Origin of the sequence: Streptomyces sp. NPDC088762 (genome assembly GCF_044750905.1) — a bacterium.
In the GTDB taxonomy this organism is placed as follows: domain Bacteria; phylum Actinomycetota; class Actinomycetes; order Streptomycetales; family Streptomycetaceae; genus Streptomyces.
The window spans coordinates 44,483-66,380 of the sequence record NZ_JBIVKT010000020.1 but is presented as its reverse complement, the minus strand read 5'-3'; the positions used below and the strand labels follow the sequence as shown (position 1 = coordinate 66,380).

At 71.2% G+C, this 21,898-nt stretch carries 16 protein-coding genes; 1 reads left to right on the top strand and 15 read right to left on the bottom strand.

Translation table 11 applies throughout. The annotated features are described in order from the left end of the window. Positions 1 to 30: 30 nt before the first annotated feature. A complete protein-coding gene (locus ACIP5M_RS31870; protein WP_401203258.1) occupies positions 31 to 975 on the bottom strand; it encodes a TraR/DksA family transcriptional regulator in 945 nt (314 codons plus the stop codon). Positions 976 to 1,564: 589 nt separating this feature from the next. Between ACIP5M_RS31870 and ileS the strand changes: the two genes are divergently transcribed. Further along, positions 1,565 to 4,711 (top strand): isoleucine--tRNA ligase, encoded by a 3,147-nt coding sequence (ileS, locus tag ACIP5M_RS31865; protein WP_401203255.1) that lies wholly within the window; start codon positions 1,565 to 1,567, stop codon positions 4,709 to 4,711. A gap of 413 nt (positions 4,712 to 5,124) precedes the next feature. On the opposite strand, the gene ACIP5M_RS31860 is transcribed toward ileS, so the two are convergent. The 14 genes from ACIP5M_RS31860 to ACIP5M_RS31795 form a co-directional block, all read right to left on the bottom strand. Further along, positions 5,125 to 6,309 carry a DivIVA domain-containing protein gene (locus tag ACIP5M_RS31860; protein WP_401203253.1) on the bottom strand — a complete coding sequence of 395 codons (1,185 nt, stop codon included), beginning with the start codon at positions 6,307 to 6,309 and terminating at the stop codon, positions 5,125 to 5,127. Between the two features lie 82 nt (positions 6,310 to 6,391). Next, positions 6,392 to 6,688, bottom strand: a complete 297-nt coding sequence (locus tag ACIP5M_RS31855; protein ID WP_401203250.1) for a YggT family protein — start codon at positions 6,686 to 6,688, stop codon at positions 6,392 to 6,394. A gap of 59 nt (positions 6,689 to 6,747) precedes the next feature. After that, positions 6,748 to 7,359 (bottom strand): cell division protein SepF, encoded by a 612-nt coding sequence (locus ACIP5M_RS31850; protein ID WP_401203247.1) that lies wholly within the window; start codon positions 7,357 to 7,359, stop codon positions 6,748 to 6,750. A gap of 149 nt (positions 7,360 to 7,508) precedes the next feature. Next, on the bottom strand, positions 7,509 to 8,228 hold the full coding sequence (locus tag ACIP5M_RS31845) for a YggS family pyridoxal phosphate-dependent enzyme (RefSeq protein WP_401203244.1): 720 nt from the start codon (positions 8,226 to 8,228) through the stop codon (positions 7,509 to 7,511). After that, positions 8,229 to 8,942 (bottom strand): peptidoglycan editing factor PgeF, encoded by a 714-nt coding sequence (gene pgeF, locus ACIP5M_RS31840; protein ID WP_401203525.1) that lies wholly within the window; start codon positions 8,940 to 8,942, stop codon positions 8,229 to 8,231. Positions 8,943 to 8,959: 17 nt separating this feature from the next. Beyond that, positions 8,960 to 10,165, bottom strand: a complete 1,206-nt coding sequence (ftsZ, locus tag ACIP5M_RS31835) for a cell division protein FtsZ (RefSeq protein ID WP_401203242.1) — start codon at positions 10,163 to 10,165, stop codon at positions 8,960 to 8,962. A 285-nt stretch (positions 10,166 to 10,450) separates the two neighbouring features. Then, positions 10,451 to 11,296: a cell division protein FtsQ/DivIB gene (locus ACIP5M_RS31830; protein ID WP_401203241.1), complete on the bottom strand. Its 846-nt coding sequence runs from the start codon at positions 11,294 to 11,296 to the stop codon at positions 10,451 to 10,453. A gap of 30 nt (positions 11,297 to 11,326) precedes the next feature. Then, the gene (murG, locus tag ACIP5M_RS31825; protein ID WP_401203238.1) at positions 11,327 to 12,421 is read right to left on the bottom strand and encodes an undecaprenyldiphospho-muramoylpentapeptide beta-N-acetylglucosaminyltransferase; all 1,095 of its coding nucleotides are present in this window, start codon (positions 12,419 to 12,421) and stop codon (positions 11,327 to 11,329) included. Positions 12,422 to 12,427: 6 nt separating this feature from the next. Continuing rightward, on the bottom strand, positions 12,428 to 13,789 hold the full coding sequence (gene ftsW / locus ACIP5M_RS31820; protein WP_401203237.1) for a putative lipid II flippase FtsW: 1,362 nt from the start codon (positions 13,787 to 13,789) through the stop codon (positions 12,428 to 12,430). A gap of 68 nt (positions 13,790 to 13,857) precedes the next feature. Beyond that, positions 13,858 to 15,399 (bottom strand): UDP-N-acetylmuramoyl-L-alanine--D-glutamate ligase, encoded by a 1,542-nt coding sequence (gene murD / locus ACIP5M_RS31815; protein ID WP_401203235.1) that lies wholly within the window; start codon positions 15,397 to 15,399, stop codon positions 13,858 to 13,860. Then, complete coding sequence (mraY, locus tag ACIP5M_RS31810) at positions 15,381 to 16,451, bottom strand: phospho-N-acetylmuramoyl-pentapeptide-transferase (protein WP_401203232.1); 1,071 nt, start codon at positions 16,449 to 16,451, stop codon at positions 15,381 to 15,383. Before mraY ends, murD begins: the two co-directional genes overlap by 19 nt. Next, complete coding sequence (murF, locus tag ACIP5M_RS31805; RefSeq protein ID WP_401203230.1) at positions 16,448 to 17,872, bottom strand: UDP-N-acetylmuramoyl-tripeptide--D-alanyl-D-alanine ligase; 1,425 nt, start codon at positions 17,870 to 17,872, stop codon at positions 16,448 to 16,450. Before murF ends, mraY begins: the two co-directional genes overlap by 4 nt. Then, the gene (locus tag ACIP5M_RS31800; RefSeq protein WP_401203227.1) at positions 17,869 to 19,599 is read right to left on the bottom strand and encodes a UDP-N-acetylmuramoyl-L-alanyl-D-glutamate--2,6-diaminopimelate ligase; all 1,731 of its coding nucleotides are present in this window, start codon (positions 19,597 to 19,599) and stop codon (positions 17,869 to 17,871) included. The genes murF and ACIP5M_RS31800 overlap by 4 nt, the downstream gene beginning before the upstream one ends. A 36-nt stretch (positions 19,600 to 19,635) precedes the next feature. After that, positions 19,636 to 21,627, bottom strand: a complete 1,992-nt coding sequence (locus tag ACIP5M_RS31795; protein WP_401203224.1) for a peptidoglycan D,D-transpeptidase FtsI family protein — start codon at positions 21,625 to 21,627, stop codon at positions 19,636 to 19,638. Positions 21,628 to 21,898 lie beyond the last annotated feature (271 nt).

Genomic DNA, 21,898 nt, shown 5'->3' with positions numbered 1-21,898 from the left:
GGGATGTCCGCCCGAGCCGCCGGACGCCTCCTAGTGCCTGCGTTCCTGCTTCTGCTTGCAGTCCACGCACAGCGTGGCCCTCGGGAAGGCCTGCATCCGCGCCTTGCCGATGGGCTGCCCGCAGTTCTCGCAGAGGCCGTACGTGCCCGCCTCCAGCCGTTCCAGGGCACGCTCGGTCTGCTCCAGCATCGAGCTGGCGTTCGCCGCGAGGGCCAGCTCGGACTCCCGGGTGATGTTCTTGGTGCCCGTGTCGGCCTGGTCGTCGCCGGCGCCGTCACCGGAGTCCCGCATGAGGTCGGTGATGGCCGTCTCCGAAGCGTCCAGCTCCAGGCGCAGCCGCAGGACCTCCGAGGAGAGCTCCGCGCGGGCCTCTTCGACCTCCTCGGCCGTCCAGGGGTCCTCTCCGGGCCGTACGGCGAGCTCGCCGGGGTCCAGGGCCGCCGCCGTGGCGCGGGCCTTGGGCAGCCCGCTGGTGGCGGCCGCCGCCGTCTTCCTCGCCGTACCGGTGCTCTTCTTGGCAACCACTTCGCGGACTCCCGTCTTCTTCGCGGCCTGCGCCGCCCCCTCGGCCACGGCCTTCTTGGCCGGGGTCTTGCTCACGGTCGCCTTCTTGGCCGGAGCCTTCGCGGCGGTCGCCTTCTTTGCCGCGGCGCCGGTCGCCGCGGCCTTCTTGGCCGGAGCCCTGGTCGCGGCGGCCTTTTTGGCCGGCGCCTTGGTCGCGGCGGACTTTTTGGCCGGAGCCCTGGTCGCGGCGGACTTCTTGCCCGCAGCGGTCGCCTTGCCGGCCGGAGCCGGGGCCCGAGCCGTCGCCGGGGTCGCGTCCACGGCCGCCGTCACCGACGCCCCTGCCGCCTTCCCGGCCGTCTTCTTCCCGGCCACCTTCCCGGCTGCCTTCTCCGCGGCCTTCGCTGCGACCTTCCCGACAGCCTTGACGGCCTTCTGCGCAGTACTCCCGGCGGTCTTCTTCGCCACCATGGCCGCGGCCCCTTCACATACTGTGATCAATGCTCGCGAATCGTGCCGGAACGATAAATCGCCTCCAGCCCCACGGCAACGGGGCACGCATCCGTCGAGGCCAACCTGCATCCGTTGTGCCCATCCGGAGGCCCGGTAATCCGCCTCACCCGCCCCACCGGATTCCCGTACCGGCACGTCGGCCCATCCGGGTCACCCGCCGCCCGTCCCGCGCACCCCGCCGCGCCGGGCCGCCGGACCCGCCAAGGGCCCCCGTAAACCGGTCTGCCGCGTGCCGCCCGGGCCCGTACACTGGGCCCAGCGAGAGGCATGGATGGGGACGAGTAGCGTCGGACGCAGCCAGGAGCGACCCGGGGACGGTGAGAGCCCGGGGGCGAGCGCGACGTGAAGGATCACCCCGGAGCCGCCGGAAGAAAGCCGCAGGGAGCCCGCAGGGGTGCCCGTACGGCGAGTAGAACCGGCTTCGCACCCCAATGAGGGGGCCGCCGGACCAGTCCGGAGGCCAAGGAGGGTGGTACCGCGGGAGCAGCAGTCGGCTCTCGTCCCTCCGGACGGAAGTGACACCCCGCCGGAGGAAGAGTTCAGCCTCATGACCACACCGCCGCAGTACCGCCCGGTCCCCGCCCAGGTCGACCTGCCCGCCCTCGAGCACGCCGTCCTCGACTTCTGGCGCGAGAGCAAGACCTTCGCCAAGACCCTGGAGCAGTCCGAGGGCCGCCCCGAGTGGGTCTTCTACGAGGGCCCGCCGACCGCGAACGGCATGCCCGGCGCGCACCACATCGAGGCCCGCGTCTTCAAGGACGTCTTCCCCCGCTTCCGCACCATGCGCGGCTACCACGTGGCCCGCAAGGCCGGCTGGGACTGCCACGGCCTGCCCGTCGAGCTCGCCGTCGAGAAGGAGCTCGGCTTCAACGGCAAGCAGGACATCGAGGCGTACGGCATCGCCGAGTTCAACGCCAAGTGCCGCGAGTCCGTGACCCGCCACACCGACGCGTTCACCGAGCTCACGACCCGGATGGGCTACTGGGTCGACCTCGACGACGCCTACCGGACCATGGACCCCGAGTACGTCGAGTCCGTGTGGTGGTCGCTGAAGGAGATCTTCAACAAGGGACTGCTCACCCAGGACCACCGCGTCGCCCCCTGGTGCCCGCGCTGCGGCACCGGTCTGTCCGACCACGAGCTGGCCCAGGGCTACGAGACGGTCGTCGACCCTTCCGTCTACGTCCGCTTCCCGCTGACCTCCGGCCCGCTGGCCGGCGAGGCGGCCCTGCTGGTCTGGACGACCACCCCGTGGACCCTGGTGTCCAACACGGCGGTCGCCGCCCACCCCGAGGTCACCTACGTCGTCGCCACGAACGGGACCGAGAAGCTGGTCGTCGCCCAGCCGCTGCTGGAGAAGGCCCTCGGCGAGGGCTGGGAGGCCACCGGCGAGTCCTTCACCGGCAAGGAGATGGAGCGCTGGACCTACGAGCGCCCCTTCGACCTCGTCGAGTTCCCCGCGCCCGCCCACTACGTCGTGAACGCCGAGTACGTCACGACCGAGGACGGCACCGGTCTGGTCCACCAGTCCCCCGCCTTCGGCGCCGACGACCTCGCGGTCTGCCGCGCGTACGGCCTGCCGGTCGTGAACCCGGTCCGCCCCGACGGCACCTTCGAGGAGGAGGTCCCGCTGGTCGGCGGCGTCTTCTTCAAGAAGGCCGACGAGAAGCTGACCGCCGACCTCGACGCCCGCGGCCGGCTCTTCAAGCACATCGCCTACGAGCACAGCTACCCGCACTGCTGGCGCTGCCACACGGCCCTGCTCTACTACGCGCAGCCGTCCTGGTACATCCGCACCACCGCCGTCAAGGACGCGATGCTGCGGGAGAACGAGAAGACCAACTGGTTCCCGGACTCCGTCAAGCAGGGCCGCTTCGGCGACTGGCTGAACAACAACATCGACTGGGCACTGTCCCGCAACCGCTACTGGGGCACCCCGCTGCCGATCTGGCGCTGCGAGGAGAACCACCTCACCTGCGTGGGCTCGCGCGCGGAGCTGTCGGAGCTGTCGGGCACGGACCAGTCCGCCCTGGACCCGCACCGCCCGTACATCGACGACGTGACCTTCACCTGCACCGCCGAGGGCTGCGAGCTGGAGGCCGTCCGCGTGCCGGAGGTCATCGACGCCTGGTACGACTCGGGCTCGATGCCGTTCGCGCAGTGGGGCTACCCGTACAAGAACAAGGAGATCTTCGAGAAGCGCTACCCGGCGCAGTTCATCTCGGAGGCCATCGACCAGACGCGCGGCTGGTTCTACACGCTGATGGCGGTCGGCACGCTCGTCTTCGACAAGTCCTCCTACGAGAACGTGGTCTGCCTGGGCCACATCCTCGCCGAGGACGGCCGCAAGATGTCCAAGCACCTGGGCAACATCCTCCAGCCGATCCCGCTCATGGACCAGCACGGCGCGGATGCGGTGCGCTGGTTCATGGCGGCCGGCGGCTCCCCGTGGGCTGCCCGCCGCGTGGGTCACGGAACGATCCAGGAGGTCGTGCGCAAGACCCTCCTCACGTACTGGAACACGGTCGCCTTCCAGGCGCTGTACGCCCGTACGTCGAACTGGGCGCCCTCCGCGTCGGACCCGGCCCCCGCGGACCGCACGGTCCTCGACCGCTGGCTCCTCTCGGAACTCCACACCCTGACCGCCGAGGTCACCGAGGCGATGGAGGCGTACGACACCCAGCGCGCCGGCAAGCTGCTCTCCGCCTTCGTGGACGACCTCTCCAACTGGTACGTCCGCCGCTCGCGCCGCCGCTTCTGGCAGGGCGACGCGGCCGCGCTGCGCACGCTGCACGACGTGGTGGAGACGGTGACCCGCCTGATGGCGCCGCTGACGCCCTTCATCACGGAGCGGGTCTGGCAGGACATGATCGTCCCGGTCACCCCGGACGCCCCCGAGTCGGTGCACCTGTCGTCGTGGCCGGAGGCGGACGCCTCCGCGGTCGACCGGACCCTGTCCCAGCAGATGCTGCTGGTACGCCGCCTGGTCGAGCTGGGCCGTGCCACCCGTGCGGAGTCGGGCGTCAAGACCCGCCAGCCGCTCTCGCGGGCGCTGGTCGGCGCGGTGGGCTTCGACGCCCTGTCCCCGGAGCTGCAGTCCCAGATCACGGAGGAGCTGAACGTCTCCTCCCTCGCCTCGCTGTCCGAGGTCGGCGGGTCGCTGGTGGACACGACGGCGAAGGCGAACTTCCGGGCGCTGGGCAAGCGCTTCGGGAAGGGCGTGCAGGACGTGGCGAAGGCCGTTGCCGCGGCGGACGCGGCGGCGCTGTCGCTGGCGCTGCGGTCCGGCTCCGCGGTCATCTCGCTGAACGGGGAGGAGATCACCCTCTCCCCGGAGGAGGTCATCATCACGGAGACCCCGCGCGAGGGCTGGTCGGTGGCGTCCGACTCCGGTGCGACCGTCGCCCTGGACCTGGAGATCACCCCGGAGCTGCGGCTGGCGGGCCTGGCGCGTGACGCGATCCGCCTGATCCAGGAGGCCCGGAAGAACTCCGGCCTCGACGTGGCCGACCGCATCGCCCTGCGCTGGTCCTCCTCGGACCCGGAGGTGGTGACGGCCCTGACGGACCACGCGGCGCTCATCGCGGACGAGGTGCTGTCGACGGACTTCGCCTCCGGCGAGGCGGACGCCACGTACGGCGAGGCCTTCACGGACGAGTCCCTCGGCCTGACGTTCCGCCTCCGCAAGGCGTAGCCCGGGCCCGCGGCCCGTACCCCCTCGGCAGGGGGTACGGGCCGCTTCGTTTTCCCCCACCCCGCCCCTTCCCGAAGCCGGGCTCCGCCCGGACCCGCAAAACCCCGGGGCTCCGCCCCGAGCCCCTACGGCGCTGCGCGCCGCGCCTCGAACGCCGGCGAGGCTGGAATCGCCCCGACGGACGGCTTTGTCCTGCGCGCACATCCAGGCTTACGCCAGCCAAATCCAGCCTCGCCGGCGTTTGAGGCGCGGGGTCCGGGGCGGAGCCCCGGGAAGCGGCCCGCAGGGAACCCTCCGCCCGCACCCCCACCCCGGCGGCGCCGCGCCCGGCAACGGAAACGGGCCGGGCCCGGACTCCCCTGAGGGGGTCCGGGCCCGGCCCGTGAAGCGACTGCCGACAAGAACGGCGGCGCCTAGTTGTCGTCCTCGTCGATCAGGAAGCCGCGCATCGGCGACGGCGCCTGCATCGGCTGCGGAGCGTTCGGCCGCACCGGAGCCATCGGCTGGGTCATCGCCGGGGACATCTGCTGCTGACCGCCGTACGACGGGCCTCCGCCCATCGGGGACGGACCGCCCATGGGCGACGGGCCGCCCATCGAGGGAGCGCCCATCGAGTGCCCCATCGCACCGGCCGGAGCCATCGAGGGGGACGGCGACGGCGGGAGCGCCGGACCGGAGGGTCCGCGCGGCGGGGCCAGGGAGTCGTCGGCCTGGGTCTCCAGCTGACGCAGCTGCGACTCCAGGTAGGACTTCAGACGCGTACGGTACTCACGCTCGAAGCCCCGCAGGTCCTCGACCTTGCGCTCCAGCGTGGCGCGGGCGGACTCCAGGGAGCCCATCGCGACGCGGTGCTTCTCCTGCGCGTCCCGCTCCAGCGCGTCGGCCTTGGCGCGGGCGTCCCGCTCCAGGCCCTCGGCGCGCGAACGGGCCTCGCCGACGATCTTGTTGGCCTCGGAGCGGGCCTCCGCGATCGCCTGGTCGGCGGTCTGCTGCGCCAGCGACAGGACGCGGGCGGCGCTGTCGCCACCGGGGCCCTGCTGCGGAAGCTGCTGCGGCTGCTGCTGGTGCATCGGCTGACCCATGGGCTGCATCTGCTGGCCCATCGGCTGCATCTGCTGGCCCATGGGCTGCATCTGCTGGCCGAGCGGGTTCTGGCCGCCCATCGACTGCTGCTGGCCCATGCCCTGCGGTCCGCCCATGGGGTGCTGCTGCATGGGGCCGCCCATGGGGCCCGGACCCTGCGGTCCGTGTCCGCCGGGGCCCGGCGGCAGCTGCGGCGCTCCGCCCGGCAGCTGGGGCGGGCCCATCTGGGGCTGCTGCTGCTGCGGCGGGCCGGATATGGCCGCGGGCACGGGGGCGCCGGGGCCGCGCTGGTCCTGGGGTTCCGGCTTGCGCATGCCCTGCTGCTGCTGGTTCTGCGCGGCGGCACGCGTGGCGGCAGCCAGCTTGGCGCGCAGGTCCTCGTTCTCGCGCAGCAGGCGCGTCAGCTCGGACTCGACCTCGTCGAGGAAGGCATCGACCTCGTCCTCGTCATAGCCTTCTCGCAGGCGGACGGTCGTGAACTGCTTGTTCCGCACGTCCTCGGGAGTCAGCGGCATGTCTTCTTCACCTCTACGTAGTCGTCGGCAGTGGGCAGGACCGTATCGGGACTGTCCCCGCGCCCGCGGGGAAGTTCATCGTTCACACGCTTCTCGCAGCGGTGCTCACGAAACTGATGAGGATGTAAACGATGATCATCAGAACGAAGAAGGACAGGTCGAGTGCCACGCCCCCGAGACGCAACGGCGGAATGAATCGCCGGAGAAGCTTGAGCGGTGGATCGGTGACAGTGTAGGTGGCCTCCAGGACGACCACCATCGCCTTGCCGGGCGTCCATGAACGTGCGAACTGGAACACGTAGTCCATGACCAGTCGGAAGATCAGCACGATCAGGAAGCACATCAGCGCGACGTAGACCACTTCCAGTGCGACGCCCATCCCGCGCTTCCCTCTCCCCGTTCTCGCTCTGTTCCCGGTCCCGTGTCTGACGGATCGGTCTAGCTTTGGTTGAAGAACCCGCCCTCCGCGATGCGGGCCTTGTCCTCCGCCGTGACATCGACGTTAGCAGGCGACAGCAGGAACACCTTCTGTGTCACGCGTTCAATACTGCCGTGCAGGCCGAAGACCAGACCGGCGGCGAAGTCCACGAGACGCTTCGCGTCAGTGTCGTCCATCTCCGTGAGGTTCATGATCACCGGGGTGCCCTCACGGAAGTGTTCCCCGATGGTACGGGCCTCGTTGTAGGTCCGGGGGTGCAGCGTCGTGATGCGGTACGGCTCCCGCTCGGAGACGACCTTGGGCATGATCACGGGGGCGTTCTTCTCCAGGTTGGTGCGGTCAGGTGTGATGGATGCCACGGGGGCGATTCGCGCAGGACGTCCGTTTTCCACCGGAATTGGGATAGGTTCACGCTGCACCGGTGGCTGTACAACTCGTACCGGTTCGTCCGGTACGGGCGATTGGTGCACGGGCTGCTGTCGGCGGTCCCGGGCCCGCTCCGGTTCCGGCTCGGGCTCGAACTCGTCATCGGGGTCGTACCCCGGGTTGTCGTACCGGTCGTCCTCCACGAGGCCGAGGTAGACCGCCATCTTGCGCATCGCGCCGGCCATTCTCCGAGTCCTCCGCTCTGTGGTGGATCGCCCTGTCGCAGGTGCCGCCGTGTCACGAATGTCACCAACTGCCCGCGATCCACGTGGTCTGCCCGCTCATCAGCGGGAATGACCATATTTTCTGCTGTGGTCCGACTTTCTTCGCGACGTTACCCGAGCCGGGGTCTCGCGCCGAGTACCGCAGTGCCGACGCGTACATGTGTCGCACCGGCCGCAACGGCCTGTTCCAGATCCGAGCTCATCCCTGCGGACACCATCGTGGCAGCCGGATGGTCCCCGCGCAGGCGGGATGACAATTCCATCAGGCGCTCGAAAGCGGCCTGTTCGCGTCCCGCGTAGGGACCGGCCAGCGGAGCCACGGTCATCAGTCCGTCGATCCGCAGTCCCGGCGCCCCGGCGACGAGGTCCGCCAACTCCGCGAGCTGCTCCGGCGCCGCGCCGCCCCGGGCCCCCCGCTCGCCCGACTCGGCGTCGAGGGCGATCTGCACGAGGCAGCCGAGTTCCCGGCCGGCGTTCGAGGCGGCGGCCGAGAGGGCGGTCACGAGCCTGGGGCGGTCGACAGACTGCACCACATGCGCGTATCCCGCCACGGAACGGACTTTGTTCGTCTGCAACTGGCCGACGAAATGCCAGCTGAGCGGCAGATCCGCGCAGGCCGCCGCCTTGGGGGCGGCATCCTGGTCGCGATTCTCCGCAACATGACGGACACCCAGCTCCGCCAGCAGTCGTACGTCGCTCGCGGGATAGGTCTTGGTGACGACGATGAGCGTCACCTCTTCCCGCTCGCGTCCCGCGGCGGCGCAGGCGGACGAGATACGTTCCTCCACCCGCGCCAGGTTCTCCGCGAGTTCCGACTTACGGTCCGTCATTTACTGTTCCAACCAGACATATCCGGCAAGCCGCCCGGTCACCCGGTCGCGGCGGTACGAGAAGTGGTCCCGCGACTCCAGTGTGCAGACCGGGGATCGGCGGATGTCCACCACCCCCACCTCCACGAGCTGCGCGTGCACTCCGGCGACCACGTCGACGGCCGGTGTCCCCCAGCTCGTCTCGCACCGGGCGGCCGGCACCGCTTCGGCCACCGCCTCCCGCATCTCGGCGGGCACCTCGTAGCAGCGTCCGCAGACCGCGGGGCCGGTCCGGGCGACGATCCGCCCGGGTTCGGCCCCCAGGGCTGCCATCGCCTCGACGGCCGCGGGGACCACTCCGGCCACCAGCCCCGGCCGCCCCGCGTGGGCCGCGCCCGCGATCCCGGCGACGGGGTCGGCGAGCAGGACCGGCGTGCAGTCGGCGGTGAGCACGGCGAGGGCGAGCCCGCGGCGGGCGGTCACGACCGCGTCCACCGCCGGGATCTCCTCCCCGAGCGGCCATGGTCCGTCGACCACCGCCACGTCCCGGCCGTGCACCTGGTTCATCCAGACCACCAGGTCCGCGTCGAGTCCCAGGGACTGCGCCGCGAGCGCCCGGTTCGCGCGAACGGCGGCCGGGTCGTCTCCGACCGCGCCGCCGAGGTTGAGCTCTTCGTACGGAACGGCGCTCACTCCGCCCCACCGGTCGGTGAAGGCGAAGTGGGCGCCGCCCACGTGGTGCTGCTCCGGTGTCACTTCAAGAAGTCCGGTACATCCAGCTCTTCGGCCGGGCTGTCCTGGTACGGCCGGGCCGTCGGCACCTGCGGCGCCGGGGCCTGGGCCTCGACCGGGGCCGCCTCGACGGGAGCCGGGGGCTCCTCGCGCGGGGTGACCGTACCGAGTCCGCCGAAGGCAGGCCGGACCGGCTCCGGGGCGCGGACCGGCGCCGGGGCCGGCTCCTCGCGCTTGGTGGACGCGGCGCCGACGACGTTGTCCCGGCGGGCCGGGGGCTGGCCGCCGTCGAACCCGGCGGCGATGACGGTGACCCGCACCTCGTCGCCGAGCGCGTCGTCGATGACGGCGCCGAAGATGATGTTCGCCTCGGGGTGCGCGGCCTCGCTCACCAGCTGCGCGGCCTCGTTGATCTCGAAGAGACCGAGGTCCGAGCCACCGGAGATGGAGAGCAGCACGCCACGGGCGCCGTCGATGGACGCCTCCAGCAGCGGCGAGGAGATCGCCATCTCGGCGGCGGCCACCGCGCGGTCGTCGCCGCGGGCGGAACCGATGCCCATCAGGGCGGAGCCGGCTTCGGACATCACGGACTTGACGTCGGCGAAGTCGAGGTTGATCAGGCCCGGGGTGGTGATGAGGTCGGTGATGCCCTGGACGCCGGAGAGCAGGACCTGGTCGGCCGACTTGAAGGCGTCGAGCACGCTGACCTGGCGGTCCGAGATGGACAGCAGCCGGTCGTTGGGGATGACGATGAGGGTGTCGACCTCTTCGCGGAGCTCGGCGATGCCGTCCTCCGCCTGGTTCGCGCGGCGCCGGCCCTCGAAGGTGAACGGGCGGGTGACCACACCGATCGTCAGGGCGCCGAGCGAGCGCGCGATGTTGGCGACGACAGGTGCGCCGCCCGTGCCGGTGCCGCCGCCCTCACCGGCGGTGACGAAGACCATGTCGGCCCCCTTGAGGACCTCCTCGATCTCCTCGCGGTGGTCCTCTGCCGCCTTGCGACCGACGGCCGGGTTGGCTCCGGCGCCGAGGCCCCGGGTGAGTTCACGGCCGACGTCGAGCTTGACGTCGGCGTCGCTCATCAACAGCGCCTGGGCGTCCGTGTTGATGGCGATGAACTCGACGCCCTTGAGACCGACCTCGATCATTCGGTTGATGGCATTGACACCACCGCCGCCGACACCGATGACCTTGATGACTGCGAGGTAGTTCTGCGGTGCTGCCACGTCGAAGGCCTCTCGCCTCGATTACGTGTCGTCGCCTCGCGGCCTGCGTTGCGACGACTGATGCCGAAATGGGGACGGTCCGAACGCGCCGACCCGAACCCTCACCCTGAAGTTTAGGGTTAGGGGTGTGTCATGTTGCTGGGATCCCATGGACTTCCGAACAGGACACTAAGTCGACAAGTAGCGCGTGTTCAACGAACACGCCGAACCTCCCGTTTTTCTTTTCACCCTATGTGATCACCCGTATCGCTGGCCAACCAGGGTGCGCCGCTGTTCGACCCGACGTCAACTCCCGGACACCGCAGGGGCGGTGGGGACGCTCACGTCGAAGCGCCCGGCCCTGGGCGCGGCTTTCAGCAGAGCGGTCAACGCACGCCCCTTCGCGTCGCTCTGTTCGCCGCTCCCCCACACCACGGTCCGGTCCCGCGTGAGCTCCAGGACCACCGAATCGTACGAACCCACCTTGACCTGCACGGTCTCCTTGGCGATCGGCGCCGGGAGGGAGCTTGCGACGAGGACGGCCTCGTGCAGCAGCCGTTCCTCGTCGAAGCGGCGGGCGCTCGGCGAGCGTCCCGCGTCCAGTTCGAGGACCGGAACGCCGGCGGGTGCTTTCGCGACAGTGTCGAATCGCACACCCGATGCGTCCACTTCGACGAAGTTGGCGTCTTTCCTGATGAGCAGGACGGGTTTGCGTTCCGTCACTTTCAGCCCGATTCCGTGCGGCCAGGCGCGCACCACATCGACCGAATCGATGCGCGGCAGCCGGCCGCGGACCCGCTCCTCGATCTCGTCGGTGTCGACGCTCACCAGGGGTGCGCCGACGGGAACGGCCGCCGCGGCCAGCACCTGCTCCGGGGTGAGCACCTCGGTGCCGGTCGTGGCGACCTTCTCGACGCGGAACCAGGAGGAGCCGTAGAGCGCCCAGGTGCCTCCCCCGGCGAGGAGCACCGCGGCGGCCACGGAGGCCAGCACGGGGGCCCGGCGCAGCCGCGCGCCGGGCTCCTTCGGGCCTGATCTCCTCCACGGCTTCGACGACTTCGGAGGCTTGGGCGGCTTGGGCGAACCGGAGCCCTTGCGGGCAGACCGGTCGGAACCCGGGCTGCCACGCTGTGCGGTCGTCGCTCCGGCCACTCCTGCCTCCTGCGTCTGTGCTCTCCCGCGTCAGCGGGACCGGTGTGCCGCAATCGCCTCGTACACCATGCCGACCAGCAGGTCGTCGGCGTCGCGGCGGCCGAACTCACCGGCCGCGCGGGACATCTCGTACAGGCGGTGCGGGTCGGACAGCACCGGGAGGATCTGGTTCAGCACCCAGTCGGGCGTCAGTTCCGCGTCGTCCACGAGCAGGCCACCGCCGGCCTTGACCACCGGCTGGGCGTTGAGCCGCTGTTCGCCGTTGCCGATCGGCAGCGGGACGTAGGCGGCGGGGAGCCCGACGGCGGACAGTTCGGCGACGGTCATCGCGCCCGCGCGGCACAGCATCATGTCGGCGGCGGCGTACGCGAGATCCATCCGGTCCACGTACGGTACCGGCACATAGGGCGGCATCCCGGGCATGTTGTCGACACGCGGCAGTTCGTTCTTCGGCCCGACGGCGTGCAGGATCTGGATCCCGGAGCGCTGGAGGGTCGGAGCGACCGCCTGGATCGTCTCGTTGAGGCGGCGGGCACCCTGCGAGCCGCCGGAGACCAGCAGCGTCGGCAGGTTGGGGTCCAGGCCGAAGGCGGCGCGCGCCTCCGGGCGGACGGCGGCCCGGTCGAGCGTGGAGATGGAGCGGCGCAGCGGGATGCCGACGTACCGGGCGCCGCGCAGCTTGCTGTCGGGGGTGGAGACCGCGACGGCGTGCGCGTACCGGGAGCCGATCTTGTTGGCCAGTCCCGGCCGGGCGTTGGCCTCGTGGACGATGATCGGCACCCCGAGCCGCTTGGCCGCGAGGTATCCGGGCAGGGCCACGTAGCCGCCGAAGCCGACGACGCAGTCGGCCTTGGTGCGGGTGAGGATCTCCTCCGCGGCCTTGATGGTGCCGCGCAGCCGCCCGGGGACGGTGATCAGCTCCGGGGTGGGTTTGCGGGGCAGTGGAACGGCGGGGATCAGCCCCAGTTCATAGCCGCGTTCCGGCACGAGGCGGGTTTCGAGTCCGCGCTCGGTGCCGAGGGCGGTGATGCCCACTGAAGGGTCCTGCCTGCGCAGGGCGTCCGCGAGGGCGAGCGCCGGCTCGATGTGGCCGGCGGTCCCCCCACCGGCGAGTACGACATGCACCGAAATTCACCGCTCTCCGGACGGACGCTTCTTGACGCGCCGTCTCATCGACTTCCATCTCACCCCGGTCCGCCTCCAGCCGGTCTTCGGCTGTCGCATCGCGAGGGCCGCGCGCGCGGCCGGCTCCTCCCGCGCGAAGGCGATGAGCAGTCCGACCGCGAACATGGTCGGCAGCAGGGCCGACCCTCCGTAGGAGAACAGCGGGAGCGGGACTCCGGCGATCGGCAGCAGGCCGAGCACCGCACCGATGTTGATCACGGCCTGGGCCGTGATCCAGGTGGTCACGCCTCCCGCGGCAAACCGTACGAAGGAGTCCTCCGTGCGTCCGGCCACGCGGATACCCGCATAGCCTAGAGCCGCGAACAGGGCGAGTACCGACAGCGTCCCCGCCAGGCCCAGTTCCTCCCCGGTGATGGCGAAGATGAAGTCGGTGTGGGCTTCGGGCAGTTGTCCCCATTTTTCCACACTGGCGCCCAATCCGGAACCGAACCATCCGCCCGAGGCGAGGGCGTAGATTCCGTGGACCGCCTGCCAGCAGAGGTCGTTCTTGCCCGGATCCGTCGCGCCGATGCACTCCAGCCGGTCCATCCGGTGCGGACTGGTCTTGATCAGCAGTGCGACGATCACACCGGCGAACGCCATCACGCCGACGAACAGCCGCGTGGGGGCGCCCGCGAGCCAGAGCAGGCCGAACAGGACGGCACCGAGGATCATCGCGGTGCCCATGTCCCCGCCCAGCATGATCAGGCCGAGCAGCAGGAAGGCCACCGGGACCAGCGGCACCAGCAGGTGCTTCCACTGGCTCAGCAGCCCCTTGTCGCCCTTGCGCGCCAACAGGTCGGCGCCCCACAGGATCAGCGCCAGCTTGCCGAACTCACTGGGCTGCAGCATGAACGGACCGCCGAGGGAGATCCAGTTCTGGTTGCCGTTGATCGAGACCCCTATCCCGGGGACCTGGACCAGGACCATCAGGAACAGGGTGCCGGCGAGCACCGGATAGGACAGCGCCCGGTGCAGTTTCACCGGCATCCGGGAGGCGGCGAGCATCAGCAGGGTGCCGATCAGGGCGGCGAGGAACTGCTTCTTGAAGAAGTAGGCGTCGCCGAGGCCGAGCTGGAGGGCCTTGATCATGGAGGCCGAGTAGACCATCACCAGACCGAGCACGGTGATCAGCAGCGAGCTGCCGAAAATCAGGTAGTACGCCGTGAGCGGGCGGTCCCAGGCCCTGCGCAACTGCTGCTGCGTACGGCGCAGTCCGGCCAGCGGACCGCGCCCCGCGGGCCGCCCGGCACCCACCGCAGGGCGTTTGCGGCCCTGCGCCTTCACGGCGGACGGCCGCCGCCCCGGCAGCATCTGCTTGGCCGGCATCTGTGACCTTCCCCTCCACTCGTACGAGGCGAGCAGCCGGCCGGAGAGACCTGTTCCAGGAGCCCTGCCTAGGCGCTCTCGGCGGCCAGTTCGCGCACCGCGTCGGCGAACGCGTCCCCACGCTTGTTGTAGTTCGCGAACATGTCCATCGAGGCACAGGCAGGCGCCAGCAGGACGGTGTCGCCGGGCTCGGCCAGGCGGGCCGCTTCCCGGACCGCTGCGAGCATCGCCCCAGTGTCGGTCCGGTCGAGGTCGACGACCGGGACCTCGGGGGCGTGTCGCGCCAGCGCATCGGCGATCAGCGCCCGGTCGGCGCCGATCAGCACCACACCGCGCAGCCGCTTCGCGGACTTCTGTACGAGCTCGTCGAAGGTGGCGCCCTTGGCGAGGCCGCCGGCGATCCAGACGACCGGCTCGAAGGCGGCGAGGGAGGCCTCGGCCGCGTGCGTGTTGGTGGCCTTGGAGTCGTCGATGTACGTGACCCCGGCGACCTCGTCCACGTGCGCGACCCGGTGGGCGTCCGGGCGGAAGTCGCGCAGCCCGTCGCGGACCGCGCGCGGCTCGACGCCGAAGGCGCGGGCCAGGGCCGCCGCGGCGAGCGCGTTGGCGATGTTGTGCGGGGCGGGCGGGTTGACGTCCTCGACCTGCGCGAGCTCCTGGGCGTTCTTCTGCCGGTTCTCCACGAAGGCCCGGTCGACGAGGATGCCGTCGACGACGCCGAGCATGGAGGGGCCGGGGGCGCCGAGGGTGAAGCCGATCGCCCGGCAGCCCTCTTCGACGTCGGCGTTCTCGACCAGCTTCTCGGTGGCCGGGTCGGCGACGTTGTAGACGCACGCCACCCGGTTGCCCTCGTAGATCCGGCCCTTGTCGGCTGCGTACGCCTCCATGGAGCCGTGCCAGTCCAGGTGGTCGGGCGCCAGGTTGAGGACGGCCGCCGAGTGGGCGCGCAGCGAGGGCGCCCAGTGCAGCTGGTAGCTGGAGAGCTCGACGGCGAGTACGTCGTACTGCTGCTCGCCGAGGACCACGTCGATGATGGGCGTGCCGATGTTGCCGACGGCCGCGGTGCGCAGGCCGGCCGCCTTGAGGATCGACGCCAGCATCTGGGTGGTGGTGGTCTTGCCGTTCGTACCGGTGATGGCGAGCCATTCGGCCGCGCCGCTCACGGGTGCCTCCGCGGCCGCCCGGGCCGCGCGGAGCGCCACGCCCGCCTCGCGCAGCCGCCAGGCGACCTCGACGTCACCGACGACGTCGACGCCGGCCTCGGCGGCGGCCAGGAAGAGCGGGCTCTGCGGCTGCCAGCCCGGCGAGGTGACGACCAGTTCGGTGCCCTCGGGCAGGGTCTCCCCGGCCCGGGTGCCGTCGGGCAGGTGACCGAGCCGGACCTCGACGCCGAGCTCCGCGAGTTCGGCGGCCTTCGCCCGGTGCGCGTCGCCGTCGCCGTTGTCGACGACGGTCACCGTCGCGCCGAGTGCGGCCAGCGCACGGGCGGCACTGACGCCGCTGACGCCGAGACCGGCGACCGTGATCCGGCCGGGCAGGCCGAACCGGCCCAGGGCGTCTGGGCCGAGTACTCCGGCCAGGTCGGTGGTGCTCACTTGTCGGCTGCCCATCCCGCGTAGAAGAGACCGAGGCCCACGATCACGCACATGCCCTGGATGATCCAGAAACGGACCACGACCAGGACCTCGGACCAGCCCTTGAGTTCGAAGTGGTGCTGGAGCGGAGCCATCCGGAAGACTCGCTTGCCGGTCAGCTTGAAGGAGCCGACCTGGATGACCACCGACATGGTGATGAGGACGAACAGGCCGCCCAGCAGCGCCATCAGGAACTCCGTGCGGGAGCAGATGGCGAGGCCCGCGAGCGCGCCGCCGAGGGCGAGAGAGCCGGTGTCACCCATGAAGATCTTGGCGGGCGAGGTGTTCCACCACAGGAAGCCGAAGCAGGCGCCCATCAGGGCGGAGGCGACGACCGCGAGGTCGAGTGGGTCGCGCACCTCGAAGCAGGCGTTCGGATTCGTCAGGGTCTGCGCGTTGATGCAGGACTCCTGGAACTGCCACACGCCGATGAAGGTGTAGGCGCCGAAGACCATGACGGCGGCGCCGGTGGCCAGGCCGTCGAGGCCGTCGGTGAGGTTCACGCCGTTGGACATGGCCAGGATCATGAACAGCGCCCAGACCACGAACAGCACCGGGCCGATCGCCCAGCCGAAGTCGGTGACGAACGACAGCTTGGTGGAGGCCGGGGTGAGCCCGCGCGAGTCCTTGAACTGCAGCGCGAGCACCGCGAAGGCGATGCCGACGATCAGCTGGCCGGCCATCTTGGCCTTGGCCCGCAGACCGAGCGAGCGCCGCTTGACGATCTTGATGTAGTCGTCGAGGTAGCCGACCAGGCCCATGCCCGCCATCAGGAAGAGCACGAGCAGGCCCGAGAAGGTCGGCTCGCTGCCGGTGATGACCTTCGTCAGGGCGTACGCGATGAGCGTGGCCAGGATGAAGGAGATGCCGCCCATGGTGGGCGTGCCCTTCTTCCCGGCGTGGCCGCGCGGGCCGTCGTCGCGGATGAACTGGCCGTAGCCCTTGCGGGCCAGCAGCTTGATCAGCAGCGGGGTGCCGACGATGGTGAGGAACATGCCGATGACACCGGCGAACAGGATCTGCCTCATCGGTCGGCGACCTCGCCCTCGCGCTCCAGCAACGCCAGCGCGACCCGCTCCAGTCCGATCGACCTGGAAGCCTTCACCAGCACGACGTCACCCGGGCGCAGTTCACTGCGCAACAGGTCGACCGCCGCCTGCGCGTCGGACACGAGCACCGACTCCTCACCCCACGAACCCTCGTTATATGCGCCCAGTTGCAGCCAGGACGCTTCCCTGCCCCCGACTGCGACGAGCCTGCTCACGTTGAGCCGGACGGCGAGCCGTCCCACCGCGTCGTGCTCGGCCAGCGATGCGTCTCCGAGTTCGGCCATGGGACCGAGCACTGCCCACGTGCGTCCCCCGTTCGCCCTGGCGGCGTCGCCCATCGCGGCAAGCGCGCGCAGGGCGGCCCGCATGGACTCGGGGTTCGCGTTGTAGGCGTCGTTGACGATCGTGACGCCGTCCGCCCGTTCGGTGACCTCCATCCGCCACCGGGACAGGGTGCCCGCCCCGGAGAGCGCGGTGGCGATCTCCTCGACGGACATGCCCAGTACATGGGCGACGGCGGCCGCGGCGAGCGCGTTCGACACGTGGTGCTCACCGTACAGCCGCAAGGTCACATCACTGCACCCGGTCGGTGTGTGGAGTGTGAAGGCGGGCTGTCCCGCGGGCGTCATCCGCACCTCGGTGGCGCGGACGTCGGCGTCCTCGGCCTCGCCGAAGAGGACCGTACGGGCCTTCGTGCGGGCGGACATGGCCCGCACCAGCAGATCGTCGGCGTTGAGGACGGCGATGCCGCCCTCGGCCTCGGAGGGCAGGGCCTCGACCAGTTCCCCCTTGGCCTGGGCGATCTGCTCGCGGCCGCCGAACTCCCCGATGTGGGCGGTGCCGACGTTCAGGACGAGCCCGATGCGCGGCGGGGTCAGGCTGGTGAGGTAGGCGATGTGGCCGATCCCGCGGGCCCCCATCTCCAGTACCAGGTGCCGGGTTTCGGCGGTGGCCTTGAGCGCGGTGAGCGGCAGGCCGATCTCGTTGTTGAGGGAGCCCGGCGTCCACACGGTGGGCGCGTGGGCCTGGAGCACCTGCGCGATGAGGTCCTTGGTGGAGGTCTTGCCGGCCGAGCCGGTCAGGGCCACGACGTCGGTGCCGAGCCGTTCGACGACGGCCCGCGCGAGGGCGCCGAGCGCCTTCTCGACATCGGGGACCACGATGGCGGGTACGCCGACCGGCCGGGCCGCGAGGACGGCGGCGGCTCCGGCCTCGATCGCGCGCCCGGCGTAGTCGTGGCCGTCGACGTGTTCGCCGTCGAAGGCGGCGAACAGGCTGCCGGCCTCCACCTGGCGGGAGTCGATGACGACGGGCCCGCTGATCCGCAGGGACGGATCCGGTATGTCGTGGGGCCGCCCGCCGGTGATGTCGGCGATCTCGGCGAGGGAAAGGGCGATCACTGGTTCACCTCGGCCTGCTCGAGCGCGTCGTTCTTCGGTGCTTCGTTCGTGCGTGCGTCGTCCCGCAGCGCGTGCCGGATGGCGGCGCGCAGTACTTCGCGGTCGTCGAAGGGCCGTACGACACCCGCGGTGTCCTGGCCCTGCTCGTGGCCCTTGCCCGCCACCAGCACGGTGTCGCCGGGCTCGGCGCGCGCGACGGCTGCGGCGATGGCCGCGGCCCGGTCGGCGTCGACGAGGACGGTGCCCCGCTCGGCGGGCGGTACCGACACGGCGCCTTCGAACATCGCGGCGAGGATCGCGAGGGGGTCCTCGGAACGCGGGTTGTCGGAGGTCAGGACGGCCACGTCGGCGTAGCGGGCGGCGGCGGCGCCCATGGGGCCTCGCTTGGTGGTGTCGCGGTCGCCGCCGCAGCCGAGGACGATGTGCAGCCTGCCGGTGGTGACCTCGCGCAGGGCGCGCAGGACCGATTCGACGGCGTCCGTCTTGTGCGCGTAGTCGACGACGGCCAGGTACGGCTGTCCCGCGTCCACCCGCTCCAGCCGGCCGGGGACCCCCGGGACCGCGGCGACGCCGTCGGCGGCGGTCTGCGGGTCGAGGCCGGCGGCGGCGAGGGTGACGATCGCGGCGACGGTGTTGGCCACGTTGAACGGGCCGGGCAGCGGAGCGGTGGCCCGTACGCGCTGTCCGCCCGGACCCACCAGGGTCAGCGTGGAGCTCGCCGGTCCGAAGACCACGTCCTCGGCGCGCCAGTCGGCGGCCGGGTCGCCGGCGGCGGAGAAGGTGGTGACGGGGATCGTCGCCTCCTTGGCGAGCCGACGGCCGTACTCGTCGTCGAGGTTGACCACGCCCAGGCGGGCCCGGCGGGGGGTGAACAGTCCCGCCTTCGCCTGGAAGTAGTCCTCCATGCCGGAGTGGAACTCCATGTGTTCCGGGCTCAGGTTGTTGAAGACCGCGACGTCGAAGACGCAGCCGTCGACGCGGCCGAGCACCAGGGCATGGCTGGAGACCTCCATGGCGACGGCCTCGACCCCGCGTTCGCGCATGACCGCGAAGAGGGCCTGGAGGTCGGTGGCCTCGGGGGTGGTCCGCTCGGACTTGATGCGCTCGTCGCCGATGCGCATCTCCACGGTGCCGACCAGTCCGGTGCTGCGGCCCGCCGCGCGCAGGCCGCCCTCGACGAGGTACGCCGTGGTGGTCTTGCCGGAGGTGCCGGTGATGCCGATCTGGAGCAGGTCCTCGCCCGGGTGGCCGTAGATCTCGGCGGCGAGCTCGCCGATCCGGCCGCGCGGGTCGGCCACGGCCAGGACCGGCAGCCCGGTCGCGGCGGCGCGCTCGCGGCCCGCGGGGTCGGTCAGCACGGCGGCGGCGCCGAGGGCGGCCGCCTGAGCGGCGAAGTCCGCGCCGTGCAGCCTGGCTCCGGGCAGGGCCGCGTACAGGTCGCCGGGGCGGACCGCACGGGAGTCGTGCGTGATGCCGGTGATCTGCGCCGCGCCTGGCGCTTGGACGCCCAGCAGGGTGGCCAGCTCGCCCAGAGGGGTCGGGCGGGCGGACACGGGCCGGGGCGCTCCCGGCGGCACTGCCGGGGCGTCTTTCTGGGTGGTTCTGGGCTGATCAGCGTGGGGCACGGCGGTGAGCGTACCGGGCGCGGCGGGCCGGTCGCGAAGTGAGGGCCCGGCCTCGCCGCCGGCGGCCGACTGGTTCCCGGGTTTCGGGGTGATCGTTGTCACTGGTGGTGCCTCACGCTTTTCTGGCCGGGCGGTGGGTCACCGGCCGGGCTGCGGACTGGGCTGCGGGGCGGGCTGCGGACCGGGGTCGAAGGCGACCGGGAGCCCTGCGGGGGCCGTACCGGTGGGGGCGACCTGGAGGGTCTTCAGGGCGAACTCCATGACCTTCTTGTAGATCGGGCCGCAGATCTGACCGCCGAAGTAGCTGCCCTTCGTGGGGTTCTGGATCGCGCAGTACACGGTGATGCGCGGGTTGTCGGCGGGTGCGAACCCGGCGAAGGAGGCGGTGTAGCCCTTGTAGCGGCCGGTGGCCGGATCCACCCGGTTGGAGGTGCCGGTCTTGCCGCCGACCCGGTAGCCGGGGATCTTCGCCTTCGTGCCGGTGCCCTCCTGGTCGTCCACGACGGACTCGAGCATCTCGGCCAGGGTCTTGGCGGTTTCCGGGCTGATCACGGGGGTCCGCTCGGGCGCCGGGGCCGGGGTGAAGCGGCCGTCGGGGCCCTTGGTGCCGCGCACCAGGGTCGGGGTGATCCGCACTCCGCCGTTGGCGATGGTGGAGTACACGGAGGCCGCCTGCATGGCGTTGAGGGACAGGCCCTGGCCGAAAGGAATCGTGTACTGCTGGGAGGTGGACCACTCCTCCGGCTTGGCGAGGATGCCGCGGGACTCCCCCGGGTAGTTCAGACCGGTGGGCCGTCCGATGCCGAATTTGTCCAGGTACGAGTACAGGACCTTGTTGGCCTCGGACTGGGTGGCTCCGAGCTGGCCGGTGGCCAGGATGGTGCCGATGTTGGAGGACTTGGCGAGGACCCCGTTCAGGGTCAGGTACCAGGTCGGGTGGTCGACGTCGTCCTTGAAGAGCCGGTCGCCGCGGTGCAGCCGGTTCGGCACCTCGACGTGCGTCTCCGGGGTGGCCTTCTTCTCCTCCAGTACGGCGGCCATCGACATCACCTTGGCGGTGGAGCCGGGCTCGTACACGTCTTGGAGCGCGGCGTTGCCCATGGCGGTGGAACGGGCGCGGGTCAGGTCGTTGGGATCGAAGCCGGGGGCGTTGGCCATGGCCAGGACCTCGCCGGTGCGGGTGTCCTGGACGATGACGTAGCCGCGGTCGGCCTCGGACTTCTGGACCTGCTCGGTGATGGCGCTCTGCGCCGCCCACTGGATGTCGCGGTCGATGGTCAGCTCGATGTCCTCGCCGGGCACGGCGGGCTTCTCGCTGGAACCGGCGGTCGGGACGCGGCGGCCGCCCGACTGGGCGTAGGTGACCTCGCCGTCCTTGCCGGACAGCTTCTTGTCGAGGGAGGACTCCAGGCCGCCGGCGCCCTTGCCCTCGGCGTTGACGTAACCCAGTATCCCGGCGGCGAGGTCGCCGCCCGGGTACACGCGCATGCTGCTGTCCTCCTTGAACACCCCGGCCAGGACGTTGGCGCCGGGGCCGTTGTTCCGCTTGTCGGCCTCGGCCTTGTCCGCGAAGACCTTCTTGAGGTCCTTGATCTGGTTCCAGACCTGGGGGGTCTGGCGGTGGGCGAGGACCACGTACCGGGTGTTCTTCGTCTTCAGCCGGGCGGTGAGCTCCTTGGCGTCCTTGCCGAGGATGGGCGCGAGGAGGGCGGCCGCCTGCTCGGGGGCGTCGGGGGCCTTGCTGTCCTGCGGGGTGAACATCTTGGGGTCGGCGGTGATGTCGTACGCGTCGACGCTGGTGGCGAGGGCCACGCCCTTGCGGTCGGTGATCTCCCCGCGCTCGGCGGCCAGCTTGACGCTGGTGTAGCGGTTCTTGGAGGCCTCGGCGGAGAAGGCGGAGGCGTCGACGGCCTGCACCTGGAGGAGGCGGACCACGAAGGCGACCATGACCAGGGTCAGCCCGACGCTGACGAGGCGCAGCCGGGGCCTCGGGCTGCCGAGCCGGATGGTGTGCGGCTTGCGCTGCGCGGCGGGCCGCCGGGTCGCGGGCCGCGAGGCCGGCCGCGCCGTGGCCCGCGCCCGCGACGCCGGCCCGGGCACCCGCCGCCGCGGCGGCTCCTGCGGCCTCACCGTGCCACCGCCCCGACCGTGGCGGCCGGACACTGCCCTGCGGGCCGCTTCCCGGGGCTCCGCCCCAGACCCCGCGCCTCAAACGCCGGCGAGGCTGGATGTGGCCGATGCCGTCCGCCAGGGGCGGCTGGGTTGCCGCACAGCGGCAATTGCAGCCTCGCCGGCGTTTGAGGCGCGGGGGTCCGGGGGCAGAGCCCCCGGCAGCGGCGCTGCGCCCACCCGGCCTGTCGGGTCCGGGCGGAGCCCGGGGAACGGTGGAAGGGCGGGGTGG